This is a genomic window from Nitratireductor arenosus (assembly GCF_009742725.1).
Classification (GTDB): domain Bacteria; phylum Pseudomonadota; class Alphaproteobacteria; order Rhizobiales; family Rhizobiaceae; genus Mangrovimarina; species Mangrovimarina arenosa.
Genome location: NZ_WPHG01000001.1, coordinates 1,115,585 through 1,130,842, shown reverse-complemented (window position 1 = coordinate 1,130,842; position 15,258 = coordinate 1,115,585). Strand labels below are relative to the sequence as shown.

General features: G+C 65.5%; 16 protein-coding genes. 9 read left to right on the top strand and 7 right to left on the bottom strand.

Going from position 1 to position 15,258, the window contains the following annotated elements; all coding sequences use genetic code 11:
* Nucleotides 1–18: 18 nt before the first annotated feature.
* From GN330_RS05480 to GN330_RS05440, 9 genes are all read left to right on the top strand, one after another.
* Nucleotides 19–450, top strand: coding sequence for a phasin family protein (locus tag GN330_RS05480; RefSeq protein ID WP_156711611.1), 432 nt, complete (start codon nucleotides 19–21; stop codon nucleotides 448–450).
* A 28-nt stretch (nucleotides 451–478) separates the two neighbouring features.
* The gene (locus tag GN330_RS05475; RefSeq protein WP_156711610.1) at nucleotides 479–1,792 is read left to right on the top strand and encodes an alpha-hydroxy-acid oxidizing protein; all 1,314 of its coding nucleotides are present in this window, start codon (nucleotides 479–481) and stop codon (nucleotides 1,790–1,792) included.
* Between the two features lie 13 nt (nucleotides 1,793–1,805).
* Nucleotides 1,806–2,285, top strand: a complete 480-nt coding sequence (locus GN330_RS05470; protein WP_156711609.1) for a MaoC family dehydratase — start codon at nucleotides 1,806–1,808, stop codon at nucleotides 2,283–2,285.
* A gap of 321 nt (nucleotides 2,286–2,606) precedes the next feature.
* Nucleotides 2,607–3,884, top strand: a complete 1,278-nt coding sequence (locus tag GN330_RS05465; RefSeq protein WP_425487153.1) for an imelysin family protein — start codon at nucleotides 2,607–2,609, stop codon at nucleotides 3,882–3,884.
* Between the two features lie 69 nt (nucleotides 3,885–3,953).
* Nucleotides 3,954–4,265, top strand: a complete 312-nt coding sequence (locus GN330_RS05460; RefSeq protein WP_156711607.1) for a (2Fe-2S)-binding protein — start codon at nucleotides 3,954–3,956, stop codon at nucleotides 4,263–4,265.
* Entirely contained in the window at nucleotides 4,231–4,716 is a 486-nt protein-coding gene (bfr, locus tag GN330_RS05455; RefSeq protein ID WP_156711606.1) for a bacterioferritin, read from the top strand. The genes GN330_RS05460 and bfr overlap by 35 nt, the downstream gene beginning before the upstream one ends.
* 12 nt (nucleotides 4,717–4,728) lie before the next feature.
* Nucleotides 4,729–6,285 carry a di-heme oxidoreductase family protein gene (locus tag GN330_RS05450; protein WP_156711605.1) on the top strand — a complete coding sequence of 519 codons (1,557 nt, stop codon included), beginning with the start codon at nucleotides 4,729–4,731 and terminating at the stop codon, nucleotides 6,283–6,285.
* Nucleotides 6,285–7,358 (top strand): imelysin family protein, encoded by a 1,074-nt coding sequence (locus GN330_RS05445; protein WP_156711604.1) that lies wholly within the window; start codon nucleotides 6,285–6,287, stop codon nucleotides 7,356–7,358. The genes GN330_RS05450 and GN330_RS05445 overlap by 1 nt, the downstream gene beginning before the upstream one ends.
* Complete coding sequence (locus tag GN330_RS05440; RefSeq protein ID WP_246188503.1) at nucleotides 7,358–8,452, top strand: DUF1513 domain-containing protein; 1,095 nt, start codon at nucleotides 7,358–7,360, stop codon at nucleotides 8,450–8,452. The genes GN330_RS05445 and GN330_RS05440 overlap by 1 nt, the downstream gene beginning before the upstream one ends.
* Before the next feature lie 41 nt (nucleotides 8,453–8,493).
* Here the strand turns inward: GN330_RS05440 and phnN are convergent, their stop codons facing one another.
* The 7 genes from phnN to phnC form a co-directional block, all read right to left on the bottom strand.
* The gene (gene phnN / locus GN330_RS05435) at nucleotides 8,494–9,126 is read right to left on the bottom strand and encodes a phosphonate metabolism protein/1,5-bisphosphokinase (PRPP-forming) PhnN (protein WP_156711602.1); all 633 of its coding nucleotides are present in this window, start codon (nucleotides 9,124–9,126) and stop codon (nucleotides 8,494–8,496) included.
* On the bottom strand, nucleotides 9,123–10,262 hold the full coding sequence (locus tag GN330_RS05430) for an alpha-D-ribose 1-methylphosphonate 5-triphosphate diphosphatase (RefSeq protein WP_156711601.1): 1,140 nt from the start codon (nucleotides 10,260–10,262) through the stop codon (nucleotides 9,123–9,125). Before GN330_RS05430 ends, phnN begins: the two co-directional genes overlap by 4 nt.
* A 1-nt stretch (nucleotide 10,263) precedes the next feature.
* Nucleotides 10,264–10,971, bottom strand: coding sequence for a DUF1045 domain-containing protein (locus GN330_RS05425; protein ID WP_156711600.1), 708 nt, complete (start codon nucleotides 10,969–10,971; stop codon nucleotides 10,264–10,266).
* Between the two features lie 219 nt (nucleotides 10,972–11,190).
* Nucleotides 11,191–12,528 (bottom strand): phosphonate ABC transporter, permease protein PhnE, encoded by a 1,338-nt coding sequence (phnE, locus tag GN330_RS05420; protein ID WP_156711599.1) that lies wholly within the window; start codon nucleotides 12,526–12,528, stop codon nucleotides 11,191–11,193.
* The gene (phnE, locus tag GN330_RS05415) at nucleotides 12,528–13,385 is read right to left on the bottom strand and encodes a phosphonate ABC transporter, permease protein PhnE (RefSeq protein WP_156711598.1); all 858 of its coding nucleotides are present in this window, start codon (nucleotides 13,383–13,385) and stop codon (nucleotides 12,528–12,530) included. The genes phnE (GN330_RS05420) and phnE (GN330_RS05415) overlap by 1 nt, the downstream gene beginning before the upstream one ends.
* Before the next feature lie 63 nt (nucleotides 13,386–13,448).
* Nucleotides 13,449–14,354 carry a phosphonate ABC transporter substrate-binding protein gene (phnD, locus tag GN330_RS05410; protein WP_156711597.1) on the bottom strand — a complete coding sequence of 302 codons (906 nt, stop codon included), beginning with the start codon at nucleotides 14,352–14,354 and terminating at the stop codon, nucleotides 13,449–13,451.
* Between the two features lie 58 nt (nucleotides 14,355–14,412).
* Nucleotides 14,413–15,234: a phosphonate ABC transporter ATP-binding protein gene (gene phnC, locus GN330_RS05405; RefSeq protein ID WP_156711596.1), complete on the bottom strand. Its 822-nt coding sequence runs from the start codon at nucleotides 15,232–15,234 to the stop codon at nucleotides 14,413–14,415.
* Nucleotides 15,235–15,258: the final 24 nt, after the last annotated feature.

Here is a 15,258-nt window from a genome sequence, read left to right as displayed (position 1 = left end):
CCGAGACGGGAGGAATTCATGGCGAAGAAACCGCAATCGGATTCGATCATCGACCTTTTCGCGAAATTCGGCGAAGATCTGAAGATGCCGAACATGGATATCGAACGGGTCATCGAGCACCACCGGAAAAACCTCGAAGCTTTCGAAAAGGCGACCAGAACCGCGGCCGCCGGCGCCGGCGACGTCTTCGGCAGGCAGCGCGCCGCGCTGGAGGAGACACTGCGCGAGGCCAGCGAGATGGCGCGCAGCTTCCAGGCGCCGGGAAACCCGCAGGACCTGCTTGCCAAACAGGCCGATTTCGCCCGGCGTTCCTTCGAGGCCGCGGTCCGCAACGCCAGCGAGATCGGCGAGGTGATGCGCAAATCCTCCGGCGAATCGGTCGAAATCCTGCGCGAACGAATTCGCGAGGTGATGGCGGACATGCGCGACGATAGCGGGGCGCGGAAATGACCGCGCCGATCATGGCACGCAAAAACGCATGACGCGAGACACCGGCGCGGTGGCTCCGGGGCGCCAGCGCCAGATGGAGATTTACGTCACTGGCGCGGGCGGCGCGCGTCCGACCGTTCCCGTTTCGGCGACACGGCTGGAGGCGGAGGCCGCACGCGCCATGACGCAGGAGGCGGCCGCCTATGTGATCGGCAGCGCCGGTCTCGAGGCCTCGATGGCGGCCAACCGCGCCGCATTCGGGCGCCATCGTTTCGTACCCCGCGTGCTGCGCGACGTCTCCGCGCGCGATCTCGGCGTCGATCTTTTCGGGCGCCGTCACCGCGCGCCGTTGCTTCTGGCGCCGATCGGCGTTCTGGAACTGGTTCACCGCCAGGCCGATCTCGCCGTGGCGCGCGCCGCCGCGGCCACGCAGATCGGCATGGTGTTTTCCAACCAGGCCTCGGTCGCGATGGAGGACTGTGCCGCTGCGCTTGGAACCGCGCCGCGATGGTTCCAGCTCTACTGGTCGAGCGATGACGATGTCGTGCGCTCTCTGCTGGCACGCGCCGAGAAAGCCGGCTGCGAAGCGATCGTGGTCACGCTCGACACCACGCTTCTGGGCTGGCGGCCGCGGGATCTCGATCTCGGCTATCTGCCGTTTTTGCGCGGCATGGGGCTAGCGCAATATCTCTCCGATCCCGTCTTCCGCTCAAAAATCCCGGCCAGACCGCCCGAGACCGGTATCCGGCCACGCGGCGCGAAGCTGCTCGCCACCGCATACGGCCTGCACCGCAAGGGGCGCGAGTTCGGGCTTTCCATGACGGCGATGCGCGCCGCCGCGGCCTATTTCACCGCGACCTATTCCCGGCCCGATCTCAACTGGACCGACATTGGGCGGCTGCGCGCCATGACCAGCCTGCCGATCATCCTGAAAGGCATTCGCCACGCCGTCGATGCCAGGCTGGCGCGCGAACACGGCGTCGACGGCATCGTGGTGTCCAACCATGGCGGCCGCCAGGTCGATGGCGAGACGGCCACGCTCGACGCCCTGCCCGGCGTGGCGGCGGCGGCGGGAGACCTGCCGGTGCTGCTCGATTCGGGCATCCGTACCGGCGCCGACATCGCAAAGGCGCTCGCGCTCGGCGCGCGGGCGGTGCTTTTGGGCCGGCCCTATGTCTACGGCCTGGCGCTTGCGGGCGAAACCGGGGTTCGCGAGGTGATCGGCAACATCCTCGCCGAGCTCGACCTGACGCTGGCGCTGTGCGGCCTCGACAGTATCGCAGCCCTCGGGCCCGGCTGTCTTGCCGCGGACGGGCCGCCGGGCCGCACCGAACCGATAGACGGAGGAAAAGATCAGGTATGAGGACAGGAGCGTGATGGCGGGACAAAAGCCGAGCTTCGACGACTTGACGCGCATGGCCGGCACCGAGCTCGGCGTGTCGTCGTGGATTTGCGTCGACCAATCCATGATCGACCAGTTTGCCGAGACCACGCGCGACCGGCAGTGGATCCATATCGATGTCGAACGGGCACGGCGCGAAAGCCCGTATAAGGCACCGGTCGCGCACGGTTATCTGACGCTCTCGCTGGTCGCGGCGATGAGCTACGAGATCGGCGCGGCGCCGGACGGCACGGTGGCGGCGGTCAATTACGGGCTCGACAGGGTGCGCTTCCTGGCGCCGGTACGGGCTGGCGCGAACATACGCATGCGCTCCAAGCTGATCTCGTTCGAAAGCAAGGGCGAACGACGCTATCTGATGAAATGCCACAACGTGGTCGAGATCGAGGGCGAGGAACAGGCCGCGCTGGTCGCCGACACGCTGGCGCTGCTGGTGGCCGCGCCGGACGGCGCGTGATGTATGCGGATCGACCGCCGCGCTGTGACAGGAAAACATGACTATAACTGTCAAGTCAGTTTAGAATCATTCTAAACTATTGATTTTTCATCCTTTTTAATGCGAATCCGTTTGACATCCGGTTTTCTGGGAGTCATGTCTTCGGCCGAAAGCTGAAGCGACTTTCGACTGTCGGGCCTTGAACCTGTCCGTTTGGAGACGATCGTACCGGCCGCAATGGCTATTGCGCCCTTGCCGCCCGGGCCGCGCCCGTCTCCGACAGCCAGGCTCCGACCGGCCCCATGCGGTTTTGCGCTGCAGTTCGAGCCGAAGGACAGAGCCTTGCCGAAGATTTTTTTAACCGTAGCCGCCACGACGGCGCTGATCGCAACGGCGCTGACAGGCCAGGCGATTGCCTCGACCGATACGCGTGCGGTGCTCAAAACCTATGCCGACATCGCGCACGCCACCTACGAGGACGCTCTGTCGACCGCCATGCGCCTCGACGAGGCCGTCGACTCGCTGATTGCCGCGCCCTCGGCCGAAACCATGGCGGCGGCGAAAGCCGCCTGGCGGGCGGCGCGCATCCCCTACCAGCAGACCGAAGCCTATCGTTTCGGCAATCCGATCGTCGACGAATGGGAGGGTCGGGTGAATGCCTGGCCGCTGGACGAGGGGCTGATCGACTACGTCGATGCGGGCTACGGCGTGGAGTCTGACGATAACGGGCTCTACACCGCGAATGTCGTCGCCAATACGAGCTTGATGATCAACGGCAGCGAAGTCGACGCGTCCGACATCACGCCGGAATTCCTGTCCGGCACGCTGCACGAAGCCGGCGAGATCGAGGCCAACGTCGCCACCGGCTATCACGCGATCGAGTTCCTGCTGTGGGGACAGGATCTGAACGGCACCGGGCCGGGCGCCGGCGCGCGCGCCTACACGGATTACGATCCGCAAAACTGTACCGGCGGCAATTGCGAGCGCCGGGCGCTTTATCTGGCTGCCGCCGCCGATCTGCTGGTTTCTGACTTGGAGGAGATGGTCGCCAACTGGGCCGAAGACGGCGCCGCGCGCCAGGCATTGGCCAACGGGCCGGCGAAAACCGGACTGGCCGCGATGCTGACCGGCATCGGCTCGCTGTCTTATGGCGAGTTGGCCGGCGAGCGCATGAAGCTCGGACTGCTGCTGCACGACCCCGAGGAGGAGCATGACTGTTTTTCCGACAATACCCACATCTCGCATCTTTACGACGCCGTCGGCATTCGCAACGTCTATGCCGGCCGCTACGCGCGGATCGACGGCTCGGTGGTGGAAGGCCCGTCGCTGTCGGCACTGGTGCGCGAGACGGATGCGGCCCTGGACGCGGAGTTGACAGCCAAGCTCGACACGACCGTCGGCGCCATGCAGGCGATTGCGGAAAAGGCGGCAGCCGGCGAGGCCTACGACCAGTTGATCGGCGAAGGAAACACCGCCGGCAACGCCCTGGTGCAGGCCGCGATCGATGCGCTGGTTGACCAGACACGGTCCATCGAACGGGTCGTCGCCGGGCTCGAACTCGACGTGATCGCGTTCGAGGGGTCCGACAGTCTCGACGATCCCGACGCGGTGTTTCAGTGAGCCGCGCGGCAAGCTGAATGTGCTAGAATAAGCCAGCGGCCACAGCGCCGCGAGCCTGGAAGAACGACAATGCTGGTTTGTCACTGCAATTTGATCACGCAGAGGGAAATCGAGGATACGATTACCGGCCTGCTGGATGCCGATCCCTGGCAGCTCGTCGTGCCGGCGAAGGTCTATCACGCCATGGCCAAACGCGGGCGCTGTTGCGGCTGCTTTCCAAATGTGGTGGAAACGATCATCCGGGTCACGGAAGCGTATCACGCCCGTTCGGCCGCGGCCGAGCCGGATATCGTTTCACACCTCGACCGCGTCCGCGGACTGCGTGGTCAATTTGGGAGCAGGCGCCATGAAGGGCGAAAAACAAGTCATCGAGCGGCTTAACGAGGCGCTGTTTCTGGAGCTCGGAGCGGTCAACCAGTACTGGCTGCACTACCGGCTTCTTCAGGATTGGGGTTACGCCAAGCTCGCCCAGAAGGAGCGCGAGGAATCGATCGAGGAGATGCACCACGCCGACAAGCTGGTGGAACGCATCATCTTCCTCGAGGGCCATCCCAACCTGCAGTCGGTGTCGCCGCTCAAGATCGGCCAGAACGTCAAGGAAGTGCTGGAAGCCGACCTGGCCGGCGAACACGAAGCACGCAGTTCCTACAAGAAATCGCGCGACATCTGCCACGAGCACGGCGACTACGTGTCGATGGCGCTGTTTGAGGAACTGCTTGCCGACGAGGAAGGCCATATCGACTTCCTCGAAACCCAGCTCGAACTGCTGAACACGATCGGCGAGAAGAATTACGGCCTGCTCAACGCGGCGTCCGCCGACAAGGAGGAATAGGATCATGGACGCATGCGACCGCTGACCCTTCTGTCCCGTCGCATGCGTCCAATCCGCCCGGCGCTCATTGTTGCCGCGCTCGGCGCGGCCGCGCTTCCGGGCCTGGCTGCCGGCGAGACCGGCCTGGCCACGAGCCGCGACGACCTCACGGCAGCCGACATCGAGCGCGTCGAGGCCGTTACCCGGCCGACGACGGATTTTTCCGCGGCCGAGAAATACGAGGCGCTGCCCGGCGGGGCGGCGACCTCGCGCAAGCGTGTCAATCAGGACGCGTTTTCCCACGCCTCGGCCAATCTCAGCTTCGAGGAAGAGGGCACGTTCAAGCTCGGCAACGCGCTGTTTCGCAAATTGTGGGTGTCGTCGCCCTCCTCCACCCAGGCCTCCGACGGTCTCGGACCGTTGTTCAACGCGCGCGCCTGCCAGAGCTGCCATCTGAAGGACGGGCGCGGCCATCCGCCGGAGGGAGACCGCGACGCGACCTCGATGTTCCTGCGTCTGTCGCGCGCGCCGCGCACGCCCGACGAACAGGCGCTGCTAAAAAACAAGTCCCTGCTCAACCTGCCCGATCCAGTCTATGGCGGCCAGCTCCAGGACCTGGCCGTGCCGGGCCTCAAGGGCGAAGGCCGCATGGTCGTCACCTATGAGGAGTTCACCGTCACGCTTGCCGACGGCACTGATGTCGCGATGCGCCGGCCCGACTACGCGGTGAGCGATCTTGCCTATGGGCCGATGGACGTCAGCACCACCTTGTCGCCGCGGGTGACGCCGCCGATGATCGGCCTCGGCCTGATCGAGCAAATCCACCCGGCCGACATTCTCGGTCTTGCCGATCCCGACGATGCCGACGGCGACGGGATATCGGGGAAACCCAATATCGTGCGCGATCCGGCAAGCGGCGCGCTGGTGCTCGGCCGCTTCGGCTGGAAGGCGCAGACGCCGTCGATCCGCCGCCAGTCGGCGGAAGCGTTTGCCGGCGATATCGGCATTTCCTCGCCCGACCTGCCCAACCATTGGGGCGACTGCACCCCCAGCCAGGCCGACTGCCTGGCTGCCGCGACCGGCGTTCAGCCGCGCCTCGGCGACAGCGAGGCGCCCGATCCGGTGCTCGACCTGGTGACGTTTTATTCGCAGAATCTCGCCGTGCCGGCGCGCCGCGATGTCGACGACCCGCAGGTACTGAACGGCAAGCAGGTCTTCTACGACCTCGGCTGCGCCTCCTGCCACCGGCCGAAATTCGTCACCCGGCGCGACGCACCCAATAAGGCGCACGCCTTCCAGCTGATCTGGCCCTATTCGGATTTCCTGCTGCACGACATGGGACCGCGTATGGCGGACTGGCAGGTCGTCGGCGACGCGCGCGGCGGCGAATGGCGCACCCCGCCGCTATGGGGGATCGGGCTGACGGAGACCGTCAACGGCCACACCTTCTTTTTGCATGACGGGCGCGCCCGCAACCTGACCGAGGCGATCCTGTGGCACGGCGGCGAGGGCGAGGCCGCCCGCGACGGCTTCGCCGCCCTTAATGCCGACGACCGCGCCGCGCTGATCCGGTTTTTGGAAACGCTGTGATGATACGTCCGCTTGTCCTCGCGCTCTGCCTCGGTCTGGCGCTGCCGGCCACTGCCTTCGGCGAACCCGCGCCGGCCGTGGCGATCGCACGCGCGGCGATCGACGCGGTGATCCGCCCGGGCTACGCGCGTTTGCAGACTGCGGCCGAGACGCTGGAAAAAGACGTGCGGGCATTGTGCGACGCACCCGGTCCGGCGCAACTGGAAACGGCTCGCGCGGCCTTTCGGGACACCGCGCTCGCCTGGGCATCGATCGAAATGGTCGGGTTCGGCCCGGTGCGGGCGCAAAACCGGCTGGAGCGCATCCTGTTCTGGCCCGACCGGCGCGGCATCGGGCTGAGGCAGGTCCAGGCGATCCTGGCGACCCGCGACGACACGGCGACCGACGCCGCCGCGCTGGCGCAAAAGAGCGTGGCCGTTCAGGGGCTCGGCGCGCTCGACTACGTGCTTTATGGAACCGGCGCCGAAGAGCTTGCTGGGGCGGACGGTTTTCGCTGCCGGTACGGTGCCGCGATCGGCGCGAACCTGGCGAAAATCGCGGCCGACATCACCGCCGGCTGGGCCGACAATGACGGTATTGCCGGCCAACTGGCCGAACCGGGTCCCGACAACGCGCTGTTTCGCGACCAGAGCGAGGCGCTCGGCGAAGTGACCGATATGCTGATCCATGGCTTGGAACAGTTGCGCGACGTGCGCCTGAACGGGTTTCTGGGCGAGACGCCGGACAAGGACCGGCCAAAGCGGGCGTTGCTGTGGCGCGCCGGTCTGACGGTCGCGACCATCAGGGCCAATCTCGACGGGCTTCGGGACCTGTTCGACAAGGCCGGTTTCGCCGACCATTTGGCAGCGGAGGATCGGTGGATAGCTGCTTCGATCCGGTTCGAGTTCGCGCAGGCCGACGGCGCGCTGTCGGACGTGCCCGAACGCATCGCCGATACGCTGGCCGACGCGCAAGCCCGTGAGAAGCTCGCCTTCGTGCGCGTCGTTTCCTCCAGCCTGTCGCAGCTCGTCAGCGAGCATCTGACCGCCGCCTACGGGCTGACGGCCGGCTTTTCCTCGCTCGACGGCGACTGATGGCGCCCCTGCTCGACCGCCGCGACCTGCTTGCGGCGACCGGAGCCTGGCTCCTGGCCTGGATCGGCACGCCGCGCGCGTTGGCCAGGCCGGAACAACAGGCCGCCTTCGCGGCGGCCTACAAGGACAGCGACGGACGCTTCGGCGTAGCGCTGCTAGCCGACGACGGCACGATCTGTGCGCGCGTCGCCTTGCCCGACCGCGGCCACGACATCGCCTGCGACAGAGCCGCACGGCGCGCGGTCGCCTTTGCGCGGCGGCCGGGTTACTTCGCCGTGATCTTCGATCTTAATCGTCGCGCCGAACCGGTGACGATCCAGGCCGCGCCCGGGCGGCATTTCTTCGGCCATGGCGTCTTTTCCCCGGACGGGCGGTTGCTCTACGCGACCGAAAACGATTTCGAGGCCGCGCGTGGTCTGATCGGCGTCTATGACGCGACCGACGGGTTCCGTCGTGTCGGCGAATTCGACACGCACGGCATGGATCCTCACGAACTGCTCCTGATGCCGGACGGGCGCACGCTGGCGGTCGCCAATGGCGGTATCGAGACCCATCCCGATTTCGGCCGCGCCAAGCTCAATCTGGCGACCATGCGACCCTCGCTGGTTTTCCTGGACCGCATCCACGGCACGCTGGTCGAAAAACACCGGCTTGCCGCGGACCTGCATCAGCTTTCGATCCGCCACATGGCGATCGACGGCGCCGGACGGTGCTGGTTCGGCTGCCAGTATGAAGGCGCCACCGGCGACGCCCCGCCGCTGGTCGGCCTTGCCAGGCCGGGCGATGCGATCAGGTTGCTCGATCTGCCGGGCAAGGCCTGGGCGGGATTCGGCAATTATGTCGGCTCGGTCGCCTGCAATCGCGTCACCGACAGGGTCGCCGTCACCTCACCACGCGGCAATCTGCTGGCGACATTCGACGCGGCGAGCGGCCGGCTCGTTGGCCGAAAGCGTCTCAACGAGGTGTGCGGTCTCGCCGCGCAGGCCGGCGGGTTTTTCGCCACGACCGGTACCGGCGACATCCGCCCGGCGCGCGGCGCGCCGGGCCATGTCAACCTCGTCTGGGACAATCACGTCCTTCGGCTCGACGGTTGAGATTTTCGCAATGCCCAGGACCGCGCGCGCGTGGCGGCGGCTTACAGATCCAGCGGCGCCCGGGCCAGCTCGCCGGCCATGCGGATCGCTGCCAAAAGCGCCTCGCCGCCGGCTTCGAGCGTGTCGTCGTTGCGGATGACGTTCACCGGTGCAGGGATTTCGTCCTCGCCGGCGGCTGCGCGTGCCAGGCGGGCCAGGATCTCTTCCTGTGTCTCGCGGCCACGCGCCGCCAGCCTGGCGGCCCGGATCGCCGGCGCGGCGGTGACGAAGGCGACGGCGACGTTGCGATAGCGTGCCCTCAGCGCGGGGATTGCGGTTCGCGACAGATTGGCAACGACGGTGGCGCCGGCGGCGATCTTGTCGTCGACGACGGCCGGCAGGCCGTAATGCAGGCCATGCGCGACCCAGGACAGGGCGAAGGCGCCGTTGGCCTCGGCCTCCACAAAGGCCTGCGCAGACAGCGTGTCGTGGTCCTCCGTGCCGCCGTCCGGCGCACGGGTGATCACCCGGCGCGCGAAATGGACCGCATGCCCGTCCGCGCCGGACAAACGGCCGCGCGCATAGGACATCAGCGTGTCCTTGCCGGCGCCGCTCGGCCCAACCACGGCAACGAAGGCGCCCTGGCGCGCGCGCGGATCGAGACGGGCACGAAGTACGGTCGAGGCGTCGGTCATGCCACGCGGCGGCCTTCGCGCCACACCGAGCGGACGACGGGAATGTGCTCGTCGACGCGCACGCGCACCAGGTCGGCGCGTTTGCCGACGGCGATCTCGCCGCGGTCGGTCAGACCGGTGGCGTCGGCCGGATTTTTCGACACCATGGCGACGGCGCGCGGCAGCGAGATGGCGTCGACGACCTCGCCAAGGAAAAAGGCCGACTGGATCAGGCTGAACGGGATGTAATCGGACGACAGGATGTCGAGACAGTCGTTTTCGGCCAACTCGCGCGCCGAGACGTTGCCCGAATGCGAGCCGCCGCGCACGACGTTGGGCGCGCCCATCAGCACACCCATTCCCGCTTTTTTCGACGCGGCGGCGGCCGTCATCGTGGTGGGAAACTCGGCGACGCGGATGCCTTGCTCGATCGCCTCTCCGACATGGACGTCGGTCGCGTCGTCATGACTGGCGAGCACGATGCCGCGCGCGCGGCAGGCGGCAGCGATCGCCTCGCGCTGGCGGCGCGAATTGCGCCGCGACTGCTCCATGCGTTTTTCGCAGAATTCGCGGAACGCCTCGTCGGTCAGGTTGAGCTTGCGCTTGTAATAGCTGGCATAGGTCTCCAGGTCGACGAACTGACGCTGACCCGGCGCGTGGTCCATCAACGAAACCAGCCGCACGCGCTCATCGTCGTCGTAAAGGCCGAAACTGTCGACGCAATCGTCGGACGAGACCTCGCAGCGCAGATGGATGAAATGGTCGGCGCGCAGCCGGTCGCCGCGTACCCCGTCCTCGATCGCGTCGGCCAGTTTGCGCATATCCTTGGCCACGATGTCGGAATCCTCGTCGAGCCCGATCCGCAACGCGTCAAAGACCGTGGTGATGCCCGAAGTCGCGACCTGTGCGTCATGCGCCAGCACGGCGGCGAGCGGGTTCCAGCGCACTTTCGGCCGCGGCGCGTAATGGCCTTCGAGATGGTCGGTGTGAAGCTCGACCAGGCCGGGAATGAGATAGTCGTCGCCGAAATCCTCGCCGACCGCCGCGCCGCCGGGCTGGATGTCGGCGATCTTGCCGTCGCGTATCGCCACCGCGCCGTGGACGATCTCGTCGGCCAGCACGATGCGGGCATTGGAGAAAATGGTTTCGGCACTCATCTCAGGCGGTCTTTCTCTGGTCGTAGCGGCCTATCGGGTGGAAGGCGCGCACGCTGAAGGGCGCGCCGGGCTCGGGCTCGACAAACAGCGCAATCGAGGCGATTTCGAGGGGTGCGGATAAAAACGGCGCAAAATGCTCGTCGATCGCCGATGCCAGGCGCTCGGCCTCGTGACCCGAGGCGCGGCCGGTCAGCGTCATGTGAAAGCGGAATTCCTCGAACACGTAGGGATAACCCCATTGGTGCAGGTTCTTGACCTGCGCCGGCGTCATGGCGGCCGGATTGCGCCTGGCGATGTCCTTGCCCGCCAACGGCGCGCGGAACGGCTCGAAGGCACGCACGACGGCGCCGGCCAGCGCGTCGAGCGGCGGGTGACGTTCGGCCGGCACGAGGGCGAAAAACCCGTCGAGCTGGCGCGCGACCAGGCGCGGCAACCGTACCAGCGCGCATTGGCCGGCAAAGGCGGCAACGGCATCGACGAGTTCGGCCTCTGTCTTGCCCGACGCGAGCGTGAACGGCGCCTTCAGCGTGGCGTGGAAACCGTAACGGCGCGCGGAGGCGGTGTGAAAGGCCAATTCGACCGCCGACAGATCGCCGGCGCGGGCGGGCGCGACCGGCGCGCCGGAAAAGGCGTCACGTCCCAGCCAGGACGACGCCGCGCGGGTCAGCGCCGCGTCCTGCGGCGGCGTGAAATAAACAGCGTAACGCATGCATCAATCCTTGCCAGGCGCGATCCATTAGGTGATTTGCATGACAGTTTGACGAAGGGCCGGGTTCTGCCGACGATACAAAACGCGGTCGACGCCGAGCCGGAACCTAGCCCGCTGCGCCGGACGCGATCAAGTGTCGGCGCGCGATATCGCTCGGCAACGACCGGCCAAACTCCACGACCATGACGGGGTTTGGCCGATCGTCTTCGGTTGAACGACCTAACGTGCGCCAATCAGTTTCGAGCGAAGCCAGCCGGACAGGATATCGGTTGCCGAAACCATCAGCAGGGTAAGCACGATATAATAGGTGACCTCTTCCCAGTCCTTCTGCGTCTGGATCGCCTGGGTCAACAACAGTCCGATGCCGCCGCCGACGATAGCCCCGATCACCGTGGCGCTGCGCATATTGGATTCGAGATAATAGAGGACCTGGCTGACAATCACCGGGGCAAGCTGCGGGATGACGCCAAACCGATTGCGCTGCACCACGTTCGCGCCCGTCGAGCGCAGGCCGTCGATTTGCTTTTGATCCACGTTCTCGAGCGCCTCGGAGAAAAGCTTTCCGAACGTTCCGGTATCGGTAAACAGGATCGCCAGCGAACCCGTCAGCGGCCCAGGTCCGAATGCGCGTGACAGGATAATCGTCCAGATCAACCCGTCGACGCCACGCAGAAAGTCGAAAACACGCCGCATGCCGAAGCGGACCAAAAGAGCGGGCGCGAAATTCTTCGCTGCGGCGAAAGCGAGCGGTACCGCCACGATCGCCGCGCCCATCGTGCCCAGAAACGCCATGAGCACGGTCTCGAAAATCGCCCAGGCGACGTCCTTGTGGCGCCACATCGCGTTGTTCCAGACGTCGGACGCCATCGCGGCAAGGTTCGATTCGCCCGCGCGCACCCGCTCACCGGACACGGCGAGAGCGGCGAGTTCTCCCCAACTCCTGCCGTGAAACGGGCTGTCCAAGGTGAAAAAGAACAGCTCCCAGCCGCCGAAATAGCGGAACACTTCCGCCCTCGTCTTGGTGACGGTAAGGCGTCCCTCGGGTCGTGTGACGGTAACGCGCGAGGAGGAGGCATTGATCCATTCGGGGGTCGCGCCCGCAGGCGTTTTCATCGCGATACCCGATCGATCCTGGACTATTTCCAACAACCCGTAATCAGGAATGTCGAAGCGGACCGCGTCCGGGTCGAAACGGACCACGTTGCCGGCCTCAAGCGCGACGGCGGTCGAAGCCCCCTCGCGCACAACCCAGGCCGGCCATTGATCGTCGGCAAAGGTTCCCTTGTTCTCGCCCTCGATGGCCACCGTCGTCTTGTCGAAACGGTTGTCGCGCGTCACGTGGACCTTGTGGCTGACCATGTCGGCAAGCAGAATTCGGGCATTGTCCATGCGCGCGCGACCCGCCAGCCCGGCAATGTCGAAGGCAATGGCGACATAGACGAGATAGGCGAGCACCGCCGCGGGAATCCCGAAGGTGAGCATGCGCTTGCGGAAGGCGCGTCGCACCGCGTCGCGCTTGGCGAGCGCCAGATCGAAACCGGCATCCAGCGTGGTCATCAATGCCCCCCGACGAGACGGTTGCGGACATGGCTCGAGAGCTGGTCGATGGCGACGATGGTCAGAAACAGGAGCAGGAAGATCGCCGCGGCCGCATCGTAGCGGCCGGTGCCCCAGGATATCGCCACACGAAGCTCGGCACCGATGCCGCCGGCGCCGACGAAGCCGAGGATGGCGGAGGCACGCACATTTATCTCGAACCGCAACAGCGCATAGGAGAGATAGTTGGGCATGACCTGCGGCAGGACGCCCAGCCATATGCGCTGAAACCACGACGCGCCGACCGACGACAGGCCTTCGATCGGCTTGAGGTCGGCGTTTTCGTTGACTTCCGAAAACAGTTTGCCGAGCGCGCCGGCAGTGTGGAAGGCGATAGCGATCATGGCCGGCACCGGGCCGCCGCCCAGAACGAAGATCAGCACCAACGCAATCACGATTTCGGGAATCGCGCGCATCGTGTCCATCACACGTCGGAACAGCGGCATGAGCCGCGGCCAGCGCGCCAGGCCGCGTGTCGAAAGCAGCGAAAGAAAAACCGCCAGAACAGCGCCAAGCAGGGTCGAAACCGCGGCGATGTTGATCGTCTCGATCATCGCCGGCAGGTAACGCCACAGATTGGCCGGCAGCGCGGCGCCCTTGTCTATCGCCTCTCGCATCAGTTCGACGGGAAAGTCGAAGATCTGCGTCAGGCCGCCCCAGAAGCCTCCGGCGTTGCGGCTGTCGGCGAGACCGAAGCCGCCGGCAAGCAGCGCAACGAATAAGACGAGCAGAAGACCGGAATACATGCGGCGGCGACGCACGAGCGCCAAATAATCCACCTTGAGGCCGTCAACGCCGCGTAGCGCGATGTCGGTCATCACTGAAATCTTTCAAAAAAAACGGGCGGGCCCTGGCAGGGCCCGTCCCGAAACCTTGGACAATCAGTTTGTCTTGGCGCGGCGAACGGCGATGATCGATTCGTAGGCGTCATGCCCGATGGGTTCGAAACCCGCGGTTTCGCCCGCAGCCATGTTGTAGGCGCACTGTTCGTCCTTGGCGTGGAGGCCGTTCAGGAACGCCGTGACCTTCTCCTTGACGTCGGCCGGCAGGGCCCTGCGCAGCACGATCGGTCCTTCCGGGATCGGCTTCGACTTCCAGATTTCCACGATGTCGTTCATGTCGACGATGCCCGAATCGGCGGCCTTGCGCAAAGCGCCCGAATTGTAGCCGTCTTCCCAGGCGCCCTGGCCGTCGGCCCAGGTCACGCCCGCATCGACGTCGCCGTTGACGACCGCGACGATCGTCTGCTCATGACCGCCGGTGAACACCACCTCGTCGAAATAGACGCCATCGTCCATCGTTGCGCCGATTGCATCAGGAATTTCGATCGACGGGATCAGATAGCCGGAGGTCGAGTTCGGATCGCCGAAGCCGAATTTTTTGCCTTTCATGTCGGCGAGCGAAGCGATGCCGGAATCCTTCCGCGCAAAGCCTACCGAGTGGTAGGAGAACGAACCGTCGAGATTGGTCTTCACCAGCACCGGCTCAACCGCCTCTGGGTCGGTCAGATAGGTTTTGGCGTAGGCCGAGGCGCCAAGCCAGGCCATGTCGATCGTGCCGCCAAGCAGGCCCTGGATGACGCCGTCATAGTCGGCCGGGGTGAAAACCTTGGTCTCGACGCCGAGCAGTTCCTCGACATAGGCACGGACGCATTCGTTCGACGTCATACGGTCCTGCGCGTTTTCACCGCCGAGAACCCCGATGCGGAACTCGGAGACCTGGTCCTGGGCAAGCGCCGGCGCCGCAAGGGCGGCCGAGGTAAGCAGGGCTGCGATAAGTTTTTTCATGCTCGTTACTCCTGATGTTCGCTGGAAATCTGCACGATCTTTCGCGCAGGGGTTCAGATCAGACTGCGTAGGCTGGCTCGCGAACCGGCTCGCGAATCGGTTCAAGCACCTCGATCGACGTCGAGGTGGACGCCTCCGAGAAGCTTTCACCGGCACCGTAAATCTGTCGTGCGACGGAAGTGGTCAGCTCGTCCGGAACGCCGTCGAACACAATCGCGCCGTCACGCATCCCGACAACGCGGTCGCAATAGCGACGGGCGGTATCGAGCGTGTGCAGATTGCACACGATCATGCGGCCGTCCTCGTCGTGGATCCGGCGCAGCGTGTCCATGACGATCTGGGCGTTCATCGGATCGAGCGAGGCGATCGGCTCGTCGGCGAGGATGACCTTCGGATCCTGCATCAGGGCCCGCGCGATCGCCACGCGCTGCTGCTGACCGCCGGAGAGCGCCTCGACGCGCTTTGCCGCGTGATCGGCGATGCCGAGCCGGTCGAGAATATCGATCGCGGTGTGAATATCCTCGGTCGGGTAGAGACTGAAAACCGTCGACAGCGTCGAGCGGCGATTGAGCACGCCGTGCAGGACGTTGGAAACCACGTCGAGCCTGGGCACGAGATTGAACTGCTGGAAGATCATCGCGCAGTCGCGCTGCCAGGCCCGCAAGGCGGCCCCGCGCAAGGCGGAAACCTCGCGATCGGCGTACGAGATCGCCCCCTCTGTCGGGTCGATCAGCCGGTTGATCATGCGCAGCAGGGTCGATTTTCCCGCCCCGGAACGGCCGATGATGCCGACCATCTGGCCGTCACCAATCTCGATATCGACACCGTCAACGGCGATCTTTTTGCCGAAGCGCCGCGTGACCTTTAGGATCTTCAGCATGCTTGCTTTCCCGCGTGGCGGTTT

Excerpts from the sequence above, each read along its gene's own strand:
- GN330_RS05480 (WP_156711611.1), top strand. The coding sequence starts at position 19 with ATGGCGAAGAAACCGCAATCGGATTCGATCATCGACCTTTTCGCGAAA.
- GN330_RS05475 (WP_156711610.1), top strand. The coding sequence starts at position 479 with ATGACGCGAGACACCGGCGCGGTGGCTCCGGGGCGCCAGCGCCAGATG.
- GN330_RS05470 (WP_156711609.1), top strand. The coding sequence starts at position 1,806 with ATGGCGGGACAAAAGCCGAGCTTCGACGACTTGACGCGCATGGCCGGC.
- GN330_RS05460 (WP_156711607.1), top strand. The coding sequence starts at position 3,954 with ATGCTGGTTTGTCACTGCAATTTGATCACGCAGAGGGAAATCGAGGAT.
- bfr (WP_156711606.1), top strand. The coding sequence starts at position 4,231 with ATGAAGGGCGAAAAACAAGTCATCGAGCGGCTTAACGAGGCGCTGTTT.
- GN330_RS05450 (WP_156711605.1), top strand. The coding sequence starts at position 4,729 with ATGCGACCGCTGACCCTTCTGTCCCGTCGCATGCGTCCAATCCGCCCG.
- GN330_RS05445 (WP_156711604.1), top strand. The coding sequence starts at position 6,285 with ATGATACGTCCGCTTGTCCTCGCGCTCTGCCTCGGTCTGGCGCTGCCG.
- GN330_RS05440 (WP_246188503.1), top strand. The coding sequence starts at position 7,358 with ATGGCGCCCCTGCTCGACCGCCGCGACCTGCTTGCGGCGACCGGAGCC.
- phnN (WP_156711602.1), bottom strand. The coding sequence starts at position 9,126 with ATGACCGACGCCTCGACCGTACTTCGTGCCCGTCTCGATCCGCGCGCG.
- GN330_RS05430 (WP_156711601.1), bottom strand. The coding sequence starts at position 10,262 with ATGAGTGCCGAAACCATTTTCTCCAATGCCCGCATCGTGCTGGCCGAC.
- GN330_RS05425 (WP_156711600.1), bottom strand. The coding sequence starts at position 10,971 with ATGCGTTACGCTGTTTATTTCACGCCGCCGCAGGACGCGGCGCTGACC.
- phnE (WP_156711599.1), bottom strand. The coding sequence starts at position 12,528 with ATGACCACGCTGGATGCCGGTTTCGATCTGGCGCTCGCCAAGCGCGAC.
- phnE (WP_156711598.1), bottom strand. The coding sequence starts at position 13,385 with ATGACCGACATCGCGCTACGCGGCGTTGACGGCCTCAAGGTGGATTAT.
- phnD (WP_156711597.1), bottom strand. The coding sequence starts at position 14,354 with ATGAAAAAACTTATCGCAGCCCTGCTTACCTCGGCCGCCCTTGCGGCG.
- phnC (WP_156711596.1), bottom strand. The coding sequence starts at position 15,234 with ATGCTGAAGATCCTAAAGGTCACGCGGCGCTTCGGCAAAAAGATCGCC.